Here is a 23,222-nt window from a genome sequence, read left to right on the forward strand (position 1 = left end):
GGCTTGATGGTTAGAGAACTCGGCAGGGCGACAACGCTTCACAGTGCCCTGTTCAAAACGCCTTGTTCACAGCGCCCTGTTCACAGCGCCCTGTTCATAATGCCCTGTTCAAGGGGTATCCCCGTTTCTATCAATCGTAATGGTTTGTATCCGCAGCGTGTTCATCAAGCCACGCCGGAATTTGTCACGCCAGGACCAGCCAAGTGAGTAGTTAGGTCAGTTGGCACCCTGATTCAATCGCGCTAGCAATCTTAAGTAGATGCTTGCGACTTGCGATCTGGCTATAAGAGGTCTGCATGATTTGGGGAGCGTGAGAACCAAATTGATGACGCGTGGCTGGCTTGCGACTCGTTCGTCTTGAGACGAAACATTGGATTCCAGCTCGGTACTCGCCGATAACGATTGTGGCGAATTTTCGTCTTATTCAGGGCACGAAGGAATTGGGGAATTCGCGACGATGTTGACGAGCACTCACAGCGACGCATGCCATTCGTTGACCTTGCGACCATGCAATGTTGAAACCTTGCGATTGGTCGACAGTCCTCCCGAGCCCGAGTTTGACAAGCTGACTCTGCTGGTTCGTGACGTAATCGACGTACCGGTGGCGCTAATCTCGATCGTAGAAATCGACAAGAACCGCCAATACTTCAAGAGTGCTCAAGGACTTCCCGAGCCATGGGCGACGTCACGCCAGACTCCGTTGTCGCATTCCTTTTGTCAGCACGTGACGCGTTGCAGCCAACTGTTGCGAGTTGATAACGCTCACGAAGATCCCTTGGTGGCTCAAAACCTTGCTGTACGTGACCTTGGCGTGGTCGCTTACCTGGGATATCCGATCGTGGATTCCAACGGGTTAGCGATCGGTGCGTTGTGCGCGATCGACGTTAAGCCGCGAGCCTGGAGTGACCAAGACGTCAGCCTAATGGCTCGAATTGCCGAATGCGTTTCGGACGTGGTTTGTTTGCGTTCGAGTTTGTTGACGGTACAGTCGTTGAACGCAGAGCAACTTGCCTTCACTCAAGCTCTTTCACACGACTTGAAAGCACCGGTGAATTCGCTGCACTACCTGTTGTCTGAATTGCAAGAGGCATTCAACGAATCCAACGAGGTCGATCACCGGGAACTTGTGGAACTGGGGATGCAAGCGACATCGCGGATGGGGATGCAGATCACGGGACTCGCAGAGCTTCACGAAGTCCTGGCAACCGAGTTTGTTTCGTCTCCGGTCAACCTGAACGAAATCTTCGAGGACGCGATCTCTGCATTGCGAGGCATCATTCAAGAAAGTAATGCGCAGATCGAATTGTCACCGCTTCCCGAGGTTATTGGTTCGCGTCCCTTGCTGCAGTCACTCTTTCAAAACCTGATCGACAACGCTATCAAGTTTCGTGAAAAGGGAAGACGCCCTTCGGTGAAGGTGGGGGTACGTGAGGCCGGTGAGAATGTCGAGGTGAGTGTGGTGGACAACGGCATTGGGATACCGGATTGCCATTTCGATCGAATCTTTAAGATGTTCGAGCGGTTGCACTCACAAAGCGACTACCCGGGCACCGGTTTGGGATTGTCGATCTGCAAGCGAATCGTGGACATGCACGACGGATCGATCTCGATTATCTCGACTCCCAACATCGGAACGCGGTTTACGATCAAACTGAAACGGGCGGCTTGATGGCGGATAACGCAGCGAAACCGACGGTGTTGGTCATCGATGATGATCCGATCGATCGAGCGATCTTTCAACGCATCGAGTCTCGGAATCATTTGTTTCGACGTCTTGACCTAGAACCATACGCGGACGATGCACTGCAAAAGCTTCTGAATAAGCCCGATGAATTGCCAGAGATCATCATCGTTGACTTGAACATTCCGCGGATGTCGGGAATCGAGTTCATTGACGCGATCGAAGCGGGTTTGCCCGATAGGGTCAACGACTTGTACGTCATCATGCTGACCACCTCGGCGTTCGGCAATGATCGGCAAACCGTCGAACGTCACGACATCGTTAAAGCGTTCATGACTAAGCCCATTCGGCTTGAAGAACTGCAAGACATCATTGGAAAGTTCCAGGCTTGGAATTCAACGAAAGGTTCCCGCGACATCTAGCGGCCGTGAATCCAAGCAAGTCTTGGTTGTTCTTAAAGGCTTAGTTGTTCTTGGACTCACCTTGGTTGTTCTTGGACTCACCGAAGAATGGGACGTGTCACCGTAGTGGAACCCGTTCAGGATCACGTCCTCAAGCGGACGATGAAGTCGGACTTAGGTGCACGCCAATACACGCGGTGGTGCTAGCAATCGTCGGCCACGAATACGCGCAAGGATGAATTGACCAGATTCCGAAGCATGCCTAGAATTGCGACGGTGTTTCAGGCAGGGAAGCGTAGACGAATACGCCGGAGCTAGCTTGAAACGTTGTCGCGATGTCGATGAAGACGCCGCCGACGACTAGGGCAGGACGCGACTCGAATTCTTGCGTCCAAAGAATCTTTTGTTTCAAGACGCAACTCTCTCTTTTGCGTTTGCAAACAACTGGCATGTTTTCAGGAGGATCTCTGTTAATGCTGGTTCTATCCCGTCGCGCGCAGCAGCAAATTGTATTCCCTGGATTGGGGATCACGCTTAGTGTTTTGCAAGTTCGAGGTCGAATCGTGAAGTTGGGGATTGAAGCTCCCCGTCACGTGAAGATCAAACGAAACGAAGTCGAATACTTGCCCGATCCTGCCCCGCAATCGTCCGCAAGAACTGTCACATCTAGCGTTTCAACCGCTAACGACAAAGGTTCGCACGATGAACGCGAACACCACCGTCGCAACCAGCTCAACACGCTTCAGCTTTACATCGACGCCGTTCAAATGCGTTTGGAACGAGGCGATTATGTGGACGCCAAGAAATTGGTTCAAACTCTGGTGAATTGTCTCGACCTCGAGGACTACGAAGTCGCAACGCCGTCACCTGTCCCAGCCAATGAAGTCAGCGAGAATGCGCGTCAATTGCGTGTTTTGGTCGTCGAGAATTCCGACAACGAACGCGGGCTGATGACATTCCTGTTGGCGTCCCACGGCTTCATCGTCTATGTCGCACGCGATGGCGCTGAAGCTCTCGAACAGTTACGACGTGGATGCGGGCTGCCGGACGTGGTTTTGATGGATATCGACATGCCGTTCGCCAACGGACACGAAGCCCTTAGACGTTTTCGTCAGGACGAAACGCTTAGCGATTTGTTGATCTACGCCGTCACGGGGTCGCATCGAAATCCTGCCGACGAACCTGTTGGACGCAGTTGGGACCGATGGTTTGCCAAGCCGGTCAACGTTCAACAATTAGTGGATGCCATCCGTGAAGATTGTTTGTCGATCGAATCCCCTTCGTTAGTCGCCCAAGGTGCGGTGAATGCGCACGGAGTGGATTCGGGTGTGATGGCTGACGGTGTGATGGCTGACGGTGTGATGGCTGACGGTGTGATGGCTGACAGTGTGGAGGTGAAGCAGTGACGCTGGCGTTGAACAATGGAGTTACTCATTATTGGACACTTAACATTGGACGCTACTCGATCGCCGTCATCAGCACGGCGGTTGTGATTTGGTTTCGCTCTCTGCTGCAGCCCTGGCTCAATGAAGAGTGTCCTTTCAGCCTGTTCTATTTAAGTGTTTTATTGACGGCGTGGGTCGCCGGTTCCGGGCCAGCGGTATTCGCGATTGTCCTGGGCACGTTTGCGGCCGCGCATTTCTTCGTGCCACCGGCTAGCAGTTTGTTGATCGACGGAGTGCCGGAATTGGTGCAGTTGTTGATCTACATGATCGTGAACTGCGTGGCAGTCTTGTTGTTCGATCGAGCCGAACGGCAACGGCGAATTGCGGTGAATCGAGCTTCCGAAAACATTCGATTGGGGGCGGATCTGCAAGAGGCCGACAAACGCAAGGATGAATTTCTTGCCTTGCTTGCGCATGAACTGCGAAACCCGTTGGCTCCGATCCGGTCGAGCATGGCATTGTTGGAACGCAACGAGACGTCACCGGATACCGTGCGTCGCGTACGTGAAATTGTGGGCCGCCAAACCCAGCACTTGATTCGCATCACGGATGATTTGCTGGAAGTTTCTCGGTTTTGCCGCGGCCACATCGAATTGGTCGTCGGGCAGATTGATCTTCGTGTATCCATTCACGATGCCATCGAGATGGTTGAGAGTGCATTTGCCGAGAAGTCGCAACGATTCCAATCGCTCATTCCTGACACTCCCGTTTGGGTGGATGGCGACCGAGTCCGCTTGGCTCAACTGACCGCAAACTTGCTTGGCAATGCTTCGAAATACACACCCAAGTCGGGGCGGATTCGGTTGGTGTTGGAAAAGCACGAAGACACTGCCACGATTGCGATCATCGACACCGGCATTGGATTTTCACCTGATCACGGCGAGCGAATCTTTGAACCCTTCGTCCAGATCGACGCTAGTCGTACCCGTGAGTATGGCGGTTTGGGGGTAGGGTTAACCATCGCCAAACGATTGGTGGATCTTCACCAGGGCAGTCTCACCGCTGAAAGTCGTGGACCGGGTTTGGGAAGTTGTTTTACGGTCACCTTGCCGTTGCTTGAGTATCCAGTCTTGGACGAATCGACGTCTGATTCGTTCTCGGTGTATCAAGATTTCGGAAGTGACGCACCGATCGAGCCGGATTCGATGGCGCCTATTTCCACCTGCAGGCTGCTATTGGTTGATGACAACCACGACGCTTCGATGATTCTGGGCGATTTGTTTGAAGCATCGGGTTACGACGTACGACTTGCTCACGATGGAATGGAAGCGATTAGCAAGGCTCATGAGTTTGATCCCGCCGTAATCATCATGGACATTGGTTTGCCAGGAATGGACGGCTACGAGGTGGCTCGCCAATTGCGTCGATCGCGACAGCACTCGACCACCAAGCTCATCGCTTTGACGGGTTGGGGTAGTCAACAGGATCGTGAACTCGCGGCGCAAGCCGGTTTTGATTTGCACTTGGTCAAACCCATCGCCTTTCGTCCACTGCTGAAGCATGTTGAAGAGATGCAAGCCCGAGATCGGGAAACGGCATCCTGTGTGTCCGGATAGTCGAGGCGACTGAAAGGGCAAAACGATTCAACCGTTTTGCCGATTGGGGATTCGCCTTTCGCGGCTTTTGGCATCGCTCGGCGAAATCGACGATTCATCTGCCTTGTCTTCCTTGCCTAGCCGTGACGCGGCTGCTTCGCCATGACACGGCTGTTTCGCCATGACACGGCTGTTTCGCCATGACACGGCTGGCTAGCCATAACACGGCGGGGGCGAACGCCATCGCAACGGTGTCGTCACGCCAGTGCTATCGCCCCCAACCGATCTCGCCGAGGCGTATACTAGGTTGACCGTGCTCCCGCTCGGGGGCCACCTTCCTGTGGGCATGTACCTTGCTCTAGCTCAGTTCTGGTTCTGGTTCGGTCCTGCCCCACGCGATCCCACCTCAGTCCCGCCTAATGATCCCCGCCATGTTTCGACTCTTCAGCATCCGCGTGCTACAGATCTTTGTGCTGCTCGCAACGCTTTCCAATGCAGCGACAACCACCGCGAACGAACTTCCTAATCTTGATCTGCTTGATATCTCGGACCAACAAGATCGGCAAACCATTGTTGCCGAGGGAACAGAGCAGACTTATCAAGGCCATCCGACGACGCTTCGTTTGCCGGGCACCGAAACCATCTTTTGCGTTTGGTGCATCAACCATGGTGGTTCGGCCGGTCCGATGGCTCGAAGTGACGACGGCGGAATGACATGGACGCGGATCGACAGCAGGTTGCCGGCTGGTTTCACGAAGCATCAGAATTGTCCAAGCATCTACCGGTTGATCGATGGTGATGGAAAACCAAGGCTTTGGGTGTTCTCGGCAGCGTTGGGAACCCGTGACGGCCCCGGCATGCCTCGTATCATGAGTGCCGACAACGGTAAGACCTGGGAAGAAGTCTCACCGATTGGGTTCAAGTGCGTGATGGCGTTCAGCAGTATCGTGCGGTTACGTGATGGTCGCTATCTGGGGCTTTATCACAAGGGTCCAAGCGGCCAAGACAAATCACCCCTGGAAGTATGGCAAACGATCACGAGTGATGGCGGGTTCACATGGTCCGAGCCAGAGGTGGTTGCTTCGGTTGCGGGCAAAGACCCTTGCGAGCCATTGGTAGTTCGTTCGCCCGATGGCAACGAACTTTGTTGTCTGATGCGCGAAAATTCTCGCGCTGGACGAAGCCTATTGATGTTTTCACCAGACGAAGGCGAAACGTGGAGCCAACCCCGCGAGACAGCGTGGGGACTCACCGGTGACCGACACATGGGAATCCAAACGACGGACGGACGGTTCGTTATCGCGTTCCGAGACATGGCGCCGGGCAGTCCGACAAGAGGTCACTTCGTTGCCTGGGTGGGTACGTACGACGACATCAAGCAAAACCAACCCGGCCAGTATCGCGTCAAGCTGCTCCATAACCACGCCGACAACGTGTCGGACTGCGGCTATCCCGGCGTCGAACTTCTTGACGATGGAACGATCGTCGCAACTACCTACATCAAGATCAAACCTGGGCCGCAAAAGCATTCCGTCGTGAGCGTTCGTTTTCGACTCGATGAGCTCGATGCCTTACTCGCCAAGTAGCCATGTTCAGTCGCGATTAATTTTGCGAAGTGCGAATCGCAACGCAAACGGAAAACGAGTCCAACGCCGACCAAGAATCGTACTGTCGTCACCGCCGTGATCCATGTAATGTGGCGACAAGTATGCGTAGCGGATTGGTTGCGTTTGAGAGTCGTCGATCGGCAGGAGGCCGAAATTGCGTTTGAAGTCAGTTTCACGTTTCAGATTGTCAATTCAGTTCGCTGCGGTTTTTCTGCTAGCTCATTGGTTAATAATTCCTACCCATAGTTCCGCGAGCGATTCCGCGGGGACCAGCGCTGAAGTTTCGGCTGTTCCGGCTCTTTCGATTGAACAGTTGGAAAGGGCATTAACGGAGCTAGAACAGAGCGACGAAATCTCCGTCGACGTGAAACTGCAGGCGGCTGACAATTACAAAGCCGCCATTAAGAACCTCACATCGGCTGCTGCTAGTGATGCTCGCTTGCACGCGTTAAGCGCCGAAGCCGCGACGGTCACGGAACGCGTCGAGTTGCTGAAGAGTCAACGAGCTGACCTGAAGGACAAGAAGCCTGCTTTAGAGTCAAAGCTGACGTTGCAAGAACTTGAACAACTTCTTCCCACCGCTGAGTTACAGCTTTCGACCTACAAGAAAGCTCGCGCCGATGCGGAAGCCGAATTGCACTCGCGATCGCCGCGTCGTAAAGAAATCCGCGAACGGATGGGCGCCATCCACGAGAAGATCGCCGACGCCACCACGCAACTTCGATCGCTAGCAACCGCAGAAGCCTCGCCGCAGAATCATTCGCTGACGGCGCGATTGGCGTCGCGTCGGATCACCTTGGAAAAAGAAAAACCGGCATTGGAAGCTGAGCTGACGCTTTACGATGCCGAGGAATCTGCCGACCTAGTGCGTTCGCGAATCGACGTCGCTTCGCATAACGCGGTGTATTACGAGAAATTGATTGCGCTGCTGCAAGAACGTATCAACGCCGAGCGAGAAGCTGCGGCGGCTGAATCCGTTCGGATGGCTCGACGCGAAGCAATTGCGGCGGCCCCCGCGTTAAAAGTCTATGCGGAAGAAAACCAAGAGCTGGCCGAGCAGGCGAAGCGAACCGCTGAGGCGATCGCGAAGGCCGAGCAAGATTTGACGGCAGCTACCGCGTTGCACGACGGGTTGATCCGGCAGTTCGCGCAAACACGAAAGAAGGTCGATTCAGTGGGGCTGACCAGTTCAGTCGGTGCGTTGTTGCGTAAACAAATCACGACGCTTCCCGATGTCAACGAACGACGTCGATCGGTGGCGAATCGGCAAGCACTGATTAACGATACGCAATTCAAACTCTTCGAATATGAAGAGCAGCACCAAGAGCTTTCGTTGCTTGACGGTACGATTTCGACCATCTTGACGGCCGCAGCGAAGGATTCGCGTCACGATGTTGCCTTTCTTGAATCCGCCGCTCGCGAGTTGATGGTGCGTAAACGCGAGTACCTTGACGACCTTGTTCGAAACACGGGGAAGTACTTCGACAAGCTAATTGAACTCGATATGGTTGATCGGCAAGTCATCAACTTGGAAGCCGAATACGAAACGTACATTGACCAACGAGTGCTTTGGATTCGCAGCGGGCTACCGATCACCGAAGGCATTCATTTGGAAGCTTCGGACCGTTGGTTGATCCAATCCAATCGCTGGGCCGACTCGGGTCGTCGGTTATTGAACGATGCGAAATCGCACCCAATCATCTACACGGTTTTTCTAGCCATCATTGGCTTGCTGGTCGCTCGCGGAAAGGCGTTGCGTCGGTTGATCGTTGACTTGGGTTTGGTGGCGAAGAAGTCGAATTGTCGGTCGATCGGGCCAACCATTCGGGTCATTTTCTTGACCAGCATCGTTTCGTTAGGCTTGCCGACGCTTTGTGTCTTTCTGGGTTGGCGGTTGCAGCAGAGCGCTGACAACTCTGAATTTACCTTGGCGATTGGTCACGGGTTCTTGACGCTGGGCGTTCTGTGGGCTGCCGCCGAATGGATCCGACAAGCCTGTCGCAGCAAAGGTTTAGGTGAAGCCCATTTTGACTGGTCACCCTCGGCCACCAGCGCGTTTCGACGCGAGTTGCGTTTGAGCACCTACGTGGCACTGCCAGTGTGTTTTGTCACGGCGACGTTGGCTTCGAGCGATGGTGTGCACGAACGCAGCGACATTCAACGCATCGCATTCGTTCTGGGGATGCTGGTGGTGTGCATCACCGTATTTCGGTTGCTACGTCCTCGTGGCGTGCTTCGCGACTACTTCGTGTCCAACCAAAACGGCATGATCGAAAAGCTGAAGTATCTGTATCCCGTCGTCGGTGTATGCGTGCCGGGGTCGTTGGCCGCGTTGGCTGCGGCGGGTTATTTCTACACCGCGCAAACACTGTTTTGGCGACTGTTCGCGACCTTCGTATTTGTGACCACGTTGGTAGTGCTGCGGTCGGTGTTCTTTCGGATGTTGCTGCTCCGACGTCGTCACCTCAGCATGGAACAAGCACGTCAGCGTGCTGCTGCTGCAAAACTAGCCTCGCAAGGATCGCTAAACCCCGCGTCAAGTAATCCTGCTGGTGAGTCTCAAGCGGTAGCGGGAATCGTGACTGAAGACAAACAGGCCGACATTTCAGCTCACAGCCAGCAATCACGTCGACTCGTTGGGTCCGGCATGATGGCGGTCGCGGTCGTCGGAATGTGGATGATCTGGATTCAGGTATTGCCCGCGCTGAGCATGGTGGGCAACTACTCGCTGTGGGGCAAGTCGACGAAGGTTGCGTCGTCTTCGCAAGCAGCCATGCCGATGATGCCCACCACAACTACTGGTTCAGCGAGTGCGGGTTCGACGAGTGCGGGGGCAACGAATACTGTCCTCGATGATGATAGCGAGGATTCCGTAACGATCGCCGACCTCGCACTTGCGATCTTGATTGTCGTGGTGACGACTGTGCTGTTTCGCAACGGACCTGGTCTGCTCGAGATTTCTGTGCTGCAGCAGTTGCCGTTGGACGCCTCGGTTCGGTACGCAATCACAACGTTGGTCAGCTATGCGATTGTGATGGTCGGAACGATTGCCGCCTGCTCGACGATCGGTTTGCAATGGTCGCAAATTCAATGGCTCGCGACAGCGTTAACGTTTGGGTTGGCGTTCGGACTTCAAGAGATGTTCGCCAACTTTGTTGCTGGATTGATCATCTTGCTTGAACGGCCGATTCGTGTGGGAGACATTGTGACCGTGGACGACGTGACCGGTGTGGTATCACGAATTCGCATTCGCGCGACGTCGATCACCAACTGGGACCGCAAAGAGTACGTCGTGCCCAACAAGGAATTCATCACCGGTCGATTGCTGAACTGGACATTGTCGGACAAGGTAAATCGCGTGTTGATCGAGGTTGGTCTTGCTTACGGTGCTGACACTGAGTTGGCTCGATCGCTCATGTTGCAAGCGGCCAACGATCATCCTATGGTTTTGAAGGATCCGGCTGCGTTCGCGTCCTTCGAAGGATTCGGCGACAATGCGCTGAATCTGCGGCTTCGGGCATTTCTTCCTACCTTGGACAACCGCCTGCAGGTCATCACGGAACTGCACACATCGATTGACCAAGCCTTTCGAAAAGCCGGTCTTGAGATCGCCTTTCCTCAACGCGACTTGCACATTCGGACGATGGCGAAGGACGCAGCCGTGCTGTTGCAAGCCGATACGGAATCGGGCGAGGCGAATAAGTCGAGCTTGGCGGACGAGTCGACGTTGGCGGACGAGTCGGGAACTCGCGATCAGCGTCGTGAAGCCGCCTAGTAGGTCCGGCTGGTACAGAGAACGACCGTGGCGAGTGATTGGGTCCTCAAACATCATGTTTTGGTGCTGGGCTCAAGACTGCGAGGGAGTCCCGTCGCGTCGCTCGCCAATGCGGGTTAGGATCTCCGTTTCGGGACAGCAGGCGAACTAATACAGCCGCCCTCTCTCGAGATCGATCTTCCTGGACATTCTAGATGGTTTTGAGTTTACTCCTCCTCGCTGCGACCGAAGTGCCCGAATACCTAGCCAGCGAGGGTTCCATGGAGCAGACGCTGACATTTCTCGGGCTAGCTATCTTCTTAATCCTGCTCAACGGCTTCTTTGTCGCGGCAGAGTTTTCCTTGGTGAAGGTTCGCATCTCGCGAATTGAGCAGCTTGCCCGCGATGGAAAAGCGTTTGCGGGAACGGCGAAATGGCTTGCTAAGCGACTCGATGAGTCTCTTTCGGCGTGTCAACTTGGAATCACGATGGCGTCCCTGGCTCTGGGTTGGGTGGGGGAACCCGCGTTCGCAAAGTTGGTCGAGCCGGTCCTGAGCTGGTTTGGCATCGTGGATCCCAAGGTGATTCACGCATTGGGCTTCGTCACTGCGTTTACTGCGATCACGGGTTTGCACTTGGTGGTGGGTGAACAGTTTCCCAAAATCTTCGCCATTCGTCGTCCGGAAAAGATCTTGCTTTGGTGCGCATTGCCGTTGAAGTTCTTTTACGTGCTGCTCTATCCGTTCTTGACGGTGTTGAATGTCGTGACGTCGTACTTGTTGCGATTGGTTGGAATTCACGAAGCTGCTGAGCACGAAGGCGTGAATACCGAAGAAGAGATTCGAGCGTTGCTGCGAGAGGCCCACATACACGGCAACTTGTCACGCAATGAGCATTCGTTGATCAACAACGTGTTCGAATTCGACGACATGATCGTACGTCGCGTCATGTTGCCGCGTGGTGAGGTCGATTTCTTTGACGTCAACGAACCGTTGTCGGTCTTTCGCGATCTGGTTCGCCGAACCATGCACACTCGGTATCCGGTATGCGATCGCTCGCTCGACAAAGTTCTAGGTGTCGTTCACATCAAAGACTTGCTGAACGTTTCCCAGGATGATCAGGCGTTTGATGTTCGCACCATCATGCGGCCGCCTCGCAAGGTTCCCGAAACCATGCCGATCAGTCGTGTGCTTCGTCATTTCCAAGCGACGCATCAATTAATGGCGTTCGTCATTGATGAATATGGAACCATCACGGGCATGGTCACACTCGAAAACGTCCTTGAGCGAATTGTGGGTGAAGTGGATGACGAGTTTGACACGGCCGAACCCAACATCGTGCCCGAAGAAGCTGGCCAATTCTTGGTCGTGGGCACGACGCCGCTCGATGAAGCTCGTCAGCGAATGGGAGTCCCTTTACAGGAATCCGAAGACGCGGACACCATCAGTGGACTGCTTACCGAGTTTCGGCAAAGTCTGCTTAGTCAGGGCGACGTGATCGAGCTGGAAGGGGCCATCGCCGAAGTGCTCGAAATGAAGCACGAGAGCGCGACCTTAGTGCGATTCAAGATCGACAAGACTCTCGCTTAGTCAACCGTTTGGTGACAATTGGCTCTGTTCGAACGGCGATCGGCTGTCCTAGATGCCTCGGCCAGGATGTGGCCTCGCTAAGCCAAAACGCGTTCGCCAGCCTGCACCAAGCTGCTATTTTTCGATTGGCGTAGGCTTGGATTGGTCTTGAAAGAACTCGACCATGGACGGCACCGCGTCCTTTTCAAACCTATGCCCACCGGAATGAACGTAGGCATAAAGTGGCGCGTTGATGTGAGACGAATACTGGGTGACTTTCCCCTGCGTTTTCGGTTGTTTGCTGCACTGGTTGAGTTGCTTGACAAATTCGATGGAAGCCGATTGCCACGCAAACTTTACCAACGGATCGCTTTCCCCCGCGATGATCATGGCAGGTTTGGGGCTGAGCCGTTTGCGAATGTCTGGTCGAATTGCTCCCGAACTCGGCGCGACCGCAGCAAAGGTATCGCCCCGAACAGCCCATAGCAGGTACGTGAACGATGCGCCATTGGAATGGCCGGTCGCATAGATTCGCTGTTGGTCGACCTTGTAATCTTCGAGAATGCTCTCCAGCATCGCGTCAAAAAATTTCAGGTCGCGGTCTCCTTGGGCTCCAGGCGAACTTTGCCAGCCTGGTCGTTTTCCATTGGGGTCCGTCAGCACGCCCGGTGTGTTGAGGCCTTGAGGACTAACCACAATCGCCTCGGGCCATTGCTTGTCAATCGCGTACGAACGAAGGACTTGGTTCTTATTGCCACCATGTCCATGAAAGACAAAGACCAAGGGGGTTGGATCTGTTTTTGCCGATGCAGGTGATACGATGATGGCCTGCCGCGACACTCCGTCGATTTGCCAAGTGCGTTGTTGTGATTCACGCTTTGTGGCTTGTGGCTCTTGTTCAGCCGTGGGGGACTGTGTCTGCGCTTCCACCAACGACGTAGTTGATAAGGCAAGGGCGACAACGAGCCAGCGGTAGTGAATCATCGGGAACCTCTTCAATGGTACGGCTTTAGTTGAGGGCAGCTTCAGTTGGGCACGGCTTCAGATGTTTTGGCGTCGTCTCGTTCGCCAGCGTCGTCGGCAAAGTCTTCCTGAGTCAGGTTACCGTCACCGTTGCGATCGAGTCGGTTGAATAGAATCGGCGGACCCTTGAACTCCGATCGCGAAACTCGTCCGTCGGAATTGGAATCTTCCCGCCGCTCGATCACCTGCCAGGGTATACCGCGTCGCTGATCTGAGCGTTGTTCTGCGAGTGGCCGACGTGTCTGCGGTACTAGCGCCGATGGTTTGGCGTTCGGATTGCGATTTACCGCTGGACTGCTGGTTGCAATGGCGATTAGTTGATCATCACTGGGGGATTTTCCTTTGAGATGTTGATCAAAGAATCCTTGAACCATGGCGTCGAGTTCTGGGCCGCCGAAACCGTTGCCGTGCCCAGCGCCCTCGAGCGTATGAAAACGAACGCGAACGCCCGCTTCTTTCAATGCGTTGTAGAGAAGTTGGCTTTGATGGTGTGCTACCGTTGGGTCTTGATCACCATGCACGATCAAGAATGGCGGCGCATCTTTGGTGATATAGGGAATTGGGTTAACGCGAGCGGCCTTGTCTTTATTTTCTAGGATGGGGCCACCAATCAATCGCGATTCCGGGGATCTCGGTGAGTTGTGCTTGAGAACGGCGCTGGGGATGGCGTGCGAGTCCATCTGCAAAAGATCGGTCGGTCCATAGTAGTCGCATACCGCTTGCACGCGGCTGGATTGATCGAGGTGGTCTCCGACGTCAAACGACGTTTCGTGTCCGCTTGTCCCCAGCAACGCGACCAGGTGCCCGCCAGCGGAACTGCCCCAAGCAGCGAAGTGTTCCGAGTCGAGGTTGTACTGTTTGCTGTGAGCACGCAACCAACGGACGGCAGCTTTGCAGTCTTCGATTTGTGCGGGGAAAACAGCATCACCACTCAAACGATAGCCAATGCTCGCCACCGCGTATCCCCGTTGCGTGTATCCAGATCGCAGCGGCGGGCAACTGTCTTTGCTGCCCGCAGCCCATCCACCTCCATGTACCCAAATGATTAACGGCACTGGTCCGTCGGATTGTTCGGGCACAAACAGATCAAGCGTTTGACGCGGGTGCGCATCGGCGGTGTAAGCAAGGTCTCGGTACGCCTTGGTGGCGTCCATATTGCGATGGGCACGATTGTTCAAAGGCCGTCGTGGCCGTGCGGTCGCATCCCGCATGGTTTCGTTGTTATCGGTGACGTCTGTGTTGTCGGCGTCCTGGGCCATTACCAAAGTCACGCAAAACAGCGAACTCATAAGCGTTAGGAAGCGGAGCGTTTGGGTGGCTTGGTTAAAAAGCATAAAAGCAGTCTCGCTGACATTCCGAAGTGATGAGCTTTCCACGCCAACCGGTTACCGAGATCAAGCAATGTCAGAGCCGAAGTGAAATCGGCACGACTCAATCGTTGGTCCGCGGGAAGAAGCTCCATAGGTTACTGATGATGGAACCCAAAAGAGAGCCAAAAGTTACGCTCAAACGCAACTTTTAAAATTGCGCATCAAGTCGCAACCAAGCCGGTTTCCATATCGGAGCAAAGATTACAGAGCAAAGATAACGAAGCAGAGATACCAGAGCAGAGATACCAGAGCGGAGATCTCGGAAGGCTTCCTTCAAGACGGTGCTTAGAAGTCCAGCCAGACACCCAGGCCAACGTATTGCTCTCGGCGGGTGAAAAATTCGTACTGGCTGGTGGGACCGTCGCCGAACTGGCCTCCGAAACGAAGCCGGCGACCTGAATCGGGCCCGTGGAACGCCCAGCCTACTTGCATGGTTGTGGATGCCTCGTAGTCGACGGCCTCACGCAAATTGAGGTGGACGGCGGCGAATGGTGCGCCGCGCCTGGCCACTTTTGCAAGCGGAGTGTACTCGTATCCGGTTTGAACCTGATATCGTTTCGCTCCGCCGGATTGAATGAACGCGTCAGCAAATTCCGCGTACAGACGCATTGAATCCACGGGGCGATAGCTGCTGCCGATGATCCATGACTCGGTGACGTAGTTGATCCGCTGAAACGTGGGATTGCGTTCGACGTACTCGTCACCGACGTGCGAGCTGACATGGAAGTATCCGACTTTCATAGCCCAAGGACCCTCGGCGGCGGTCATTTCGGTTCCGAATCGGAAGTCCATCGACTCAACATCTTGCGAGTTCTTTCGGTCCAATCGAGTCATCACCGCACCTTCCAAATCCCACTGCCAGCCAGTGGGGCGTTTGGCTTCACCGGTGCCATATCGAAGAAGTCCCATGCGTCCACCCAAGGTAGCGTCCCAGTACTCACCACCACGTTGGTCGCGAAACACCATCAACGACATGCGAGGTTCGTGAGGGTCGGCCAGGTAGGAATGCCAAAGCAAGCCATCGGGTAGCAAATGCCAATCCCAAACCTCGCGGTTACCGTTCGTGTTCCCAACCACCGACCCGTTTCCAACCACCGGCCCGAGAACTTGTGGTTCGAAATCGGAAGCGTCGACAAAGTGGGACGCGTTGATAGGCGTAGCGGCGAGATCGGACGAAGCAAAATCGTCGAGGTCATCCGTGGCTGCCGTGTTTAGAGTTGGCGGCGACATCACGTCAAACTGTGCGACCGCCGACACCCGTGCCGCGCACAGGACCACTAGGATAGCGATGAATCTTAACAACACCTGCACTCTAGCGAATCTCCGCCGAGTCTGTGCCCGCGGTTTGTTTGGCCACGTAAGGCAACGGCTTGGCCCAGAAAAGATGGCGATGAGTGCCCGTGGAACTGAGTTGGTGAGTGGCTTGGATCATACAGGAAGTCTCGGCGACTTGGCTTCGGTGCATGATCACAAGGACTTGACCGTGGGACTTCACGAAATACGCAAAATCGGCGTCCCTTTCAAGCGGAAAATACACGACGCCATCCGATGACATTCGCAGCGACGCAGCGTGCGGTCGTTCACCGTAAAAGACAATCGGCGTTCCCGGCGACTGTTCGATAATCTTTTCGGTGTGAGCATAGACGGAAAGGCGAGTTGCTAACCTGGGTAAGAACCAACTTGCCGAGAAGGCTAGTAACGCCACCGCAATCAATGCTGTCATCGCCCAGCTTCGATGCGTCTCGCAATCGCTTCGTTTCCATCTTGCGACGGTGGTAAGAACAACGACTATGCAAACAAGCAGAACCGCCATACTGACCCCGGAAACACGACCCGACAGCCCTTGATTGGTCAGCCAAAAATCGACGCCTAAGATGATCAAGCAAGCCACCACAAGAATTAAGTTGGATCGTTTGGGAAACGGTTTGAGAAACTCCGTAATCCGGTTTTGCAATTTTGAATTGAATACGGTGTGGTGCAGCATGCTGCCTAACAACAGACAAATCAGCGGAATGGCAGGCAGGATGTACGTGGGCAGTTTGCACCGGGCGATTGAAAAGAAGAATAAGATCCAAACGCTGCTGCAAAACACGAATCCCAAGTCTTGTGATCGCAGCAATCGCTTCCGATCAGAACGGCTAACCAGGAATACGGCGAGCGAAGGCAGCAACAGCGAAGCAGGAAACATCCCCGCAAATAGAACAGGCAAGTAGAACCAGAAGGGCTGTTCGTGGTTCGATCCCTCGGTGAACCGTTTGAGGTTATGTTCCAAAAAGAAATAGTCGCCGAAGTTGCTGTTAAGCTTCCACACTGCGACGTACCAAGGAACGCATACCAATGCCATCGGGACGGCAAAGGCAGCCCAATGGAATAGACGCACCCGAGTTTGATCGTTGCGCAGCCATCCGCTCATGACCAGCGGAGGAGCGCATAGAACCAAGGCAACCGGGCCCTTCGTCAATACACCAAGGGCGCAAGCGACACCCGACGCAATCCACCATGCCCACCGGTGATTAGATTCTCGAACGGCGATGTACCCGGTCAGTAAGCAAGTAAGCACAAAAAGGCTGAGCATTGAATCAAGGATCAGGAATCGTCCGGCCAACACAAAGCCACCGCACAAAATTAGCGCACAGGATCCAAGCCACGCGGCACGACTGCCGACCAGCCTTCGGCCAAGCACGAACGTCAGCATGACCGTCGTCAAAGCTGCGATTACCGATGGCAAACGCGCTGCGGTTTCGCTTTGGCCCCATAGGTTAAAGCTTGCCGCGGTAAGCCAATACATCAGCGGCGGTTTGTCGAGATACGCGTCGCCTTGAAGCGTAGGAGTGATCCAATCGCGTGATTGAACCATCTCCAAAGCGATTTGAGCGTACCGAGTTTCATCCGGGTCCATCAGCGGATACGACAAATTCGGCAGCATCACCAAGCTTGACGCAATGAAGAGTGACACAAAGGCGAAGCGTTCTTGTCGTCGGCTCCAGCAATCATTGGCAGAAATCGCTTCGTACCTTGATGTTGGAAATGCAATCGTGTTCCACCAATAACGAAGTTGGTATGTCGAGGACGATATCACGTGCTGGTTCTCTTTAACTGGGGCAATAGATTACGCGTCGCATCATTACGAAGCTGATCAACAGGAATATTCCATTGGCAATCCAAACCCCTTGCGCCACGAGGCTGCCTTCTTTGGCGAGGTTCAGCGTCAATGCAAAAATTGGGTAGTAGACCAATAGCGTCGGCAGGAAGACGATCGCAAAGGTTGTCATCGTGTCTGATGTCTTCAGCCGAATGGCCAGGGGAATTCCCACTAGCGCGAGGGCTAGGCAAGTGAATCCGCTAGCCCAACGCCGATGCATCTCGGTGTCCAAGCGGTGGACGCGACGTCGGCTAGAACTCAAAGAGGCAATGCGAGAATTAGATTCAGTGCCGCCGAGTTCTTCGGGCCGCGACGTGAGTATCGAGAACGCCGTGTGCACCGCGATCTCGCCCTCACGTCGATGAATGTCGCTTGATTGTTGCACCATCGCGGTGGGCAACTCTCGCATCCGCATGTGAGACGGATTTGCGGACATCACGTCTTCGTTGTGGTGCTTCGACAATGGAACGGTATGAACGAACGTGTCAGGAAACATGAACGAAGCTTTCTCGCCCATGCTTGCACTGCCGTTGGTGATGCTAAGCGTAAGTCCCTCGGCTGCGTCGTTGTACGACAGTTCAGCAACTTGCGCCGTAATGGAAATCGTTTCTTGTCCGGGACGACGGATATTGATTACCGGCGAAATCAGGTGACGACCGTCGACGTCGGCAACGGATAAGGTCAAGTTTTCGTGTTGAAAGCGAAGTTCTCGTTCAAGCACCCGATAGGCGATGCTTTCGACCGAAGAGATCACAACCTTTTGGACGCCGTGGAATCCCCAAGTGAACGCCATGTTGATCAACCCTACCGTCGCCAGACTTAAGACGGTGGTGATAACGATCGCGGGCATCATCGCTGGCAAAGGAGAAATACCAACGGACTGCAACGCGGTAAATTCATTGTCCGCCGACATTCGGCCGTACACCACGCACACGCTCAGCAATGCGGTTCCGGGAACCGCCAGTGAAAGAGCGTTGGGTAACGCAAACGGAATCATTTGCAGGACGCTCGAAATGCCCAGACCCTGGCTGAGTGCTTCCCGGGCGACCCCGATCACCATCACCATCAAGGTCAGTGCCGTCAAAGCGACCAAAAAGGTGAACGTTATGTCTCTCGCGATTCTTCGCTGCAACAAAGTCATGATCGAGTCTCCTGCTGGATGCCTTGCAGCGATGTGTCTTGCTGACGTTCCAGTCGTTCGATCAGTTGTTGAACATACCGTCGTTCTTGTACGCTAATCGTGGGACGGACGACGAAATGACGATGTTGCAACAGAGTGACGATCACCTTCGTGAACACCAAGCAGGTGACGGTTAACCCGGGGACGGTCAACCGAGCGACGATTAGCCAAGTGGCGACTAGCCGAGTGACGACTAACTGAGTGGCAATCAAGCGAGCTGCGCACTTCTCAAACCGATGTCGCATGCGTAGCCCCATCCGGCGTTTGGTCATCGTTTCACCTCGGGCGTCGGACCTTCGGCAATCTGGTTTACCGTTTCATCTCGCGTCACTTCGAAAACCTGTGCCTGCCCGCGACGACCAAGTGTCCTGGCTCTTGAATGTTGCGGCAGGTGCTTTGCCAGTTCGTCAGATGTCACTCGTGATTCGACGACTAGGACCGAGTGCTTATGCAAAGTGACGAACCGTTCGATTTGGTGATCGTCGACACGGTCTATGTTCTCGATGTCGCTTCGATGAAGGTAAAACGGGACTCCGGAAAATTCATGCGCGATCGTGGCAATAGGGATTTGAGCATCGAGCTCCTTCTTCATCACCAGATTCAATGGTGATTGAGGACCAAAGAGTGACTGCGCGCGACTGTAGGCTGGCACAAATTGATGCATCACCATGACCGATAGCAGGAAGCCGACGGCGACTGTGGACGCCCACGCAAGCTGGTCTCGCTTGGCTCGTCGAGCGAAAGCAACGGTCGAAGCTAGTAGCGTTGTCCACAGCACTCCCCACAACATGGATGTCGTGGAAAGATCCGTTCGAGTGATCACCACAAAGACCACAAAACCGATTCCTGCGAGGCACGTTGCCAGCGTTGCACCACTTGCGGACCAATGACGCGCGAACCAGTGAGGTGATGAGGCCGAGGAATCGTCCAAAACCTGATCGAGGTACTGGCCGATCATCAGTGCGAAGGCGGGTGCCGCGGGCAATAGGTAAGTTGGAAGCTTGCAAAGTGATATCGAAAAGAATGCGAAGCACCAACCGCTCCACAAACATAGGAAACCCAACAGCGGTGGGCGACGAAAGTTTTTCGCCTGAGAATCACCCAGTAAGAACGTCGCGTAGGGAATCGTCAAGAAAGTCCAGGGATGTCCAGCAATCAACAGCACCGGAATGAAGTACCAGAACGGTTGAACGTGATACTCGCCAGCGAAGCGACGAACATGGTGACGATAAAAGAATTCCAAAAGGAACTGGTCGTCCTGCATCGTGACCGCAACGAGCCAGGGCGCAACGATGACTGCTACGACGGAACCGAGCACCCAAAAGTGTCGCCACTTGGGTTGGGCATAACCTTCACTCAGCCATGTGAATACGACAATCGGTGGCAGCCAAAGCACGAGTGCGAGTGGGCCTTTGGCAAGGAACGCGAGGCCACACAACCCAGCCGACAAAACCCACCAAAACCAATTCACTCGATCGCCGCGGATGGATTCGTAGGCAGTGAACAGCGACGACGTCACTAGCAGCGAAAACAATCCATCCAGGATTAAGTAGCGACTGGTAAACGCAAAACCGACTGACAACATCAGCACGATGCCGCTGAGCAGACCAATACGTGAGCCGAAATGGCGCGTGCCAAACCACATGGTCGATGCAAGCGTGCCCCAGGCTGCCAATGCCGGCACCAAGCGTGCAGCCCATTCCGTGATTCCGAAAAGTTGAAAACTAATAGCAGTCAACCAGTACAGCAGTGGCGGTTTGTCGTAGTAGGTTTCGAAGTTCAACTGCGGCAAAATCCAATTGCCCGTCGCGAGCATTTCCCGCGGAATCTCGGCGTAACGAGTCTCGTCTCGATCAATCAGCGGATAGTTCAAATTCGACAACAAGAAGATCGCGGCGATGATCAGCAAACCAACTTGAAGGCCGCCTGTGCCGCCGGTGTGACGAGCAAATGCATCGAATCGTCTCTCCCGTTTCGATAGTTGGGGCGATCGAGCATCCGTTTGTGGCATTGACTCATGAGGTGACCTGGGAAATTGAACGTCGTTCCACCAGTATCTCGCTAGACTTGTCAGCACCTTAGGAATGTGGCGGATCGAAACGGTACTCATTCCATCTACACGTGCTCGGTGCGAGACGCCGACTTCGACGATGGAGCAACCGTGTCGCCTAGCTTGGGTGAGAATTTCAGAGTTCACGAGAAAACCATTGCCCGTGATCTTGAGGTGTTTGACGGTGTCGCGATGAAACATCTTCATCGCGCAGTCGACGTCGCGAACGCCCGTCCGCAACAACACTCGTACCAAGAGGTTGTAAACTTTGGAGTACAGACAACGTAGCGCCGTGTCCTTTCGGTCGATCCGATATCCGCAAACAACGTCGTAGCGTCGCGAAAGCAGCACGAAGCGGTCCAGTTCAGTGAGATCGAACTGGCAATCAGCATCGGTGAAAACAACCAGCTCTTTGTCAGCCGCAGCGAATCCGCTGCGAAGCGCTGCGCCGTATCCTTGGTTGGGATCATGCCGAACCAATCGTACGTTCGGATTGCTCGATGCCACCTTTTGCACGAGTTGGTCCGTCCCGTCGGTACTGCCATCATCAACAACGATGATCTCATAGTCGGACGCAACTTGGCGAAGCGCCAAGTCGGCTTCGCTGATTGCCCGTTCGATCACTTCGCATTCATTCCATGCGGGAAGCACTAACGAGATGCTTGTGGGGTGTTCAGTGTGGTTCATTGGGTGCGTCCTTGCACTCCTGAGTTACGAAAGGTTTAGTAGTTAGGTCGACGGTAAGAGGACGATTTCAATCATTCAACGTCTAACCGAGATGGAGCATCAGCCCAGTCGAGCTAGTTAAGATTTGTTTCTAGATAATGAATCCGCGAGCGTTTTGGTGACCAGTGGCTCACGTGGATGATTGTGACAGGTAGTTAGCGGTCGCCCGAGATCCACTCGTGCATGTCGCTTCGCTCATCGAATCGTTCAAAGTCTCGAGCGTTGACTCCGAAGCTATGCAGTGTGGTCGCGGACCAAGTCGGCCAAGGTGACCAGTGACTCCGTGTGGACGCAGTCGCGTTGGTGGGCAACCAAACTTGACTGACAAGAATTGCACCGACGATCAAGCCGGCAGTGCCCATCACTGTGCGAACGCGTTTCGGCTTAGCCGGATGGGTCGCCAAGTGAACGATTCGATCGCTACGTTTGATCAACGCAGATTTCTGGTTCCCGAACGCGAGCGTGCCCTTGGGAACTTCCGTGCATGAAACGCTGCCACATTGTTCCGCGATACTGACCAGCGTTCTCAGGTAGGAAGCGTACTTACCGTCCGATGAAGTCACGTGCTCGTCACACACAAATTCGCGGGTAATCTCTGCACCCTGGGCTGCCACTTTGATGGCGGGATGGAACCAAAATAGAGTCGAACATGCTCCCTGCAAAAAATGCTGCATCGGATGGTTTGTTCGCAAGTGTTCCACCTCGTGCAGCAAAACGTGACGCAGGATGGTCGAATCACCGTCGAGAACGTAGCGGGGAATCACAATGGTTGGTTTGTGCAATTGCCAACAAAACGGGCCCTGGATTTTATCCGACACCAGAACCTGAGTCGTTGGATCGAGTTCACTGTCATCCAAGGGAAGCGATTGCCGTTGGGAAACTGTCAGAGATTGGCAACTTCGAACCAGGAAACGAGACAGTGCGAAGCAACGGATCCCTCGTGAAAGCAACGAGACGGATACTCCGGCCGTCCACACGATCACCAGTGCCGCAACAAACATGCGTTGCCATGCCACCAATTGAGCGAGCGTGGATTGCGGCAGCATATCCGAAACAACAATCAACCGACGGTGGGGGAGCAGAAACGCGGCAACAATGAACGACAGAATCAATACAAAGCAAATCGTCCACATTCGGGAATTCTGACGAGCGTCATTTACCCAACGCGTTAGGAATGCGGTAAGCGCGACGATCACGGCGACGTGGAAACACAACGTTACGATGGTTTCAAAAACAAGCGAGGCACTCATGATGGCTTCTCCAACTTCTTGGCTGCCGTCTTGACTGCTTCAATGTCCGAAGCCGTCACGGTGTCGGATTGAATTAGACTTAAGACCAACGATCGGGCTGAGCCGCCAAAAATTTGATCGATCAACGAATTGAGCATGCCCTCGCGAACCGCTTGTTGTGACACCCGAGCCGAATACGTGTAGGCACGTCCGATCTTCTTCCCCCGTTGAACGAATTGCTTGTCCTCAAGGATCTTCATCGTCGTCATCACTGTGGTATAGGCGAGGTCGCGACCGATACTTTCGACGACGTCATTCACCGTGACCGTTCCCTTTGCCCAAACGATGTCCATCACTTCGGCTTCGCATTTGGTCAACTCTGTGCTGTTGTTTTTGTTCGGCATCAGCTCTATTCCAAACGGTTTAGGGATTCGTGTAGCGTGGGCGGTGAAGGGCGGTGACGTCGGCGTCGCGATGTTCTACGCCGTCACGCTTTGGTAGTGAGGTCAAC

17 protein-coding genes are annotated in these 23,222 nt (G+C 54.2%); 7 read left to right on the forward strand and 10 right to left on the reverse strand.

Going from position 1 to position 23,222, the window contains the following annotated elements:
- The first annotated feature begins 457 nt into the window (after positions 1-457).
- Together Pla22_RS14010 and Pla22_RS14015 are read left to right on the forward strand one after the other, a co-directional pair.
- Positions 458-1,669 (forward strand): sensor histidine kinase, encoded by a 1,212-nt coding sequence (locus Pla22_RS14010; protein ID WP_146515478.1) that lies wholly within the window; start codon positions 458-460, stop codon positions 1,667-1,669.
- Positions 1,669-2,103 (forward strand): response regulator, encoded by a 435-nt coding sequence (locus tag Pla22_RS14015; protein WP_146515479.1) that lies wholly within the window; start codon positions 1,669-1,671, stop codon positions 2,101-2,103. The genes Pla22_RS14010 and Pla22_RS14015 overlap by 1 nt, the downstream gene beginning before the upstream one ends.
- A 241-nt stretch (positions 2,104-2,344) precedes the next feature.
- On the opposite strand, the gene Pla22_RS25245 is transcribed toward Pla22_RS14015, so the two are convergent.
- Positions 2,345-2,494, reverse strand: coding sequence for a hypothetical protein (locus tag Pla22_RS25245; protein ID WP_165440667.1), 150 nt, complete (start codon positions 2,492-2,494; stop codon positions 2,345-2,347).
- 61 nt (positions 2,495-2,555) lie between these two features.
- Here Pla22_RS25245 and Pla22_RS14020 point away from each other — a divergent pair, with 61 nt between their 5' ends.
- The 5 genes from Pla22_RS14020 (at position 2,556) to Pla22_RS14040 (ending at position 12,012) form a co-directional block, all read left to right on the forward strand.
- A complete protein-coding gene (locus tag Pla22_RS14020; protein ID WP_165440668.1) occupies positions 2,556-3,488 on the forward strand; it encodes a response regulator in 933 nt (310 codons plus the stop codon).
- Positions 3,485-5,083 carry an ATP-binding response regulator gene (locus Pla22_RS14025; RefSeq protein ID WP_146515481.1) on the forward strand — a complete coding sequence of 533 codons (1,599 nt, stop codon included), beginning with the start codon at positions 3,485-3,487 and terminating at the stop codon, positions 5,081-5,083. Before Pla22_RS14020 ends, Pla22_RS14025 begins: the two co-directional genes overlap by 4 nt.
- A gap of 410 nt (positions 5,084-5,493) precedes the next feature.
- Positions 5,494-6,648: a sialidase family protein gene (locus tag Pla22_RS14030; protein WP_146515482.1), complete on the forward strand. Its 1,155-nt coding sequence runs from the start codon at positions 5,494-5,496 to the stop codon at positions 6,646-6,648.
- Between the two features lie 205 nt (positions 6,649-6,853).
- Positions 6,854-10,444: a mechanosensitive ion channel domain-containing protein gene (locus Pla22_RS14035; RefSeq protein ID WP_146515483.1), complete on the forward strand. Its 3,591-nt coding sequence runs from the start codon at positions 6,854-6,856 to the stop codon at positions 10,442-10,444.
- 200 nt (positions 10,445-10,644) lie between these two features.
- A complete protein-coding gene (locus Pla22_RS14040; protein ID WP_165440669.1) occupies positions 10,645-12,012 on the forward strand; it encodes a hemolysin family protein in 1,368 nt (455 codons plus the stop codon).
- Between the two features lie 114 nt (positions 12,013-12,126).
- On the opposite strand, the gene Pla22_RS14045 is transcribed toward Pla22_RS14040, so the two are convergent.
- From Pla22_RS14045 to Pla22_RS14085, 9 genes are all read right to left on the reverse strand, one after another.
- A complete protein-coding gene (locus Pla22_RS14045; RefSeq protein WP_146515485.1) occupies positions 12,127-12,975 on the reverse strand; it encodes an alpha/beta hydrolase family esterase in 849 nt (282 codons plus the stop codon).
- Between the two features lie 41 nt (positions 12,976-13,016).
- The gene (locus Pla22_RS14050; protein ID WP_207310386.1) at positions 13,017-14,303 is read right to left on the reverse strand and encodes an alpha/beta hydrolase; all 1,287 of its coding nucleotides are present in this window, start codon (positions 14,301-14,303) and stop codon (positions 13,017-13,019) included.
- Positions 14,304-14,669: 366 nt separating this feature from the next.
- Complete coding sequence (locus tag Pla22_RS14055; RefSeq protein WP_146515486.1) at positions 14,670-15,614, reverse strand: DUF1207 domain-containing protein; 945 nt, start codon at positions 15,612-15,614, stop codon at positions 14,670-14,672.
- 82 nt (positions 15,615-15,696) lie between these two features.
- The gene (locus Pla22_RS14060; RefSeq protein ID WP_390620268.1) at positions 15,697-17,463 is read right to left on the reverse strand and encodes an ArnT family glycosyltransferase; all 1,767 of its coding nucleotides are present in this window, start codon (positions 17,461-17,463) and stop codon (positions 15,697-15,699) included.
- A gap of 13 nt (positions 17,464-17,476) precedes the next feature.
- Positions 17,477-18,667: an LptF/LptG family permease gene (locus tag Pla22_RS14065; protein ID WP_146515488.1), complete on the reverse strand. Its 1,191-nt coding sequence runs from the start codon at positions 18,665-18,667 to the stop codon at positions 17,477-17,479.
- Positions 18,664-18,978, reverse strand: coding sequence for a hypothetical protein (locus Pla22_RS14070; protein ID WP_146515489.1), 315 nt, complete (start codon positions 18,976-18,978; stop codon positions 18,664-18,666). Before Pla22_RS14070 ends, Pla22_RS14065 begins: the two co-directional genes overlap by 4 nt.
- The gene (locus tag Pla22_RS14075; RefSeq protein ID WP_146515490.1) at positions 18,975-21,443 is read right to left on the reverse strand and encodes a glycosyltransferase; all 2,469 of its coding nucleotides are present in this window, start codon (positions 21,441-21,443) and stop codon (positions 18,975-18,977) included. The genes Pla22_RS14070 and Pla22_RS14075 overlap by 4 nt, the downstream gene beginning before the upstream one ends.
- A gap of 194 nt (positions 21,444-21,637) precedes the next feature.
- Positions 21,638-22,732 (reverse strand): M56 family metallopeptidase, encoded by a 1,095-nt coding sequence (locus Pla22_RS14080; protein WP_146515491.1) that lies wholly within the window; start codon positions 22,730-22,732, stop codon positions 21,638-21,640.
- Positions 22,729-23,115 (reverse strand): BlaI/MecI/CopY family transcriptional regulator, encoded by a 387-nt coding sequence (locus Pla22_RS14085; protein WP_146515492.1) that lies wholly within the window; start codon positions 23,113-23,115, stop codon positions 22,729-22,731. The genes Pla22_RS14080 and Pla22_RS14085 overlap by 4 nt, the downstream gene beginning before the upstream one ends.
- Positions 23,116-23,222: the final 107 nt, after the last annotated feature.

This window comes from Rubripirellula amarantea (assembly GCF_007859865.1).
In the GTDB taxonomy this organism is placed as follows: Bacteria; Planctomycetota; Planctomycetia; order Pirellulales; family Pirellulaceae; genus Rubripirellula; species Rubripirellula amarantea.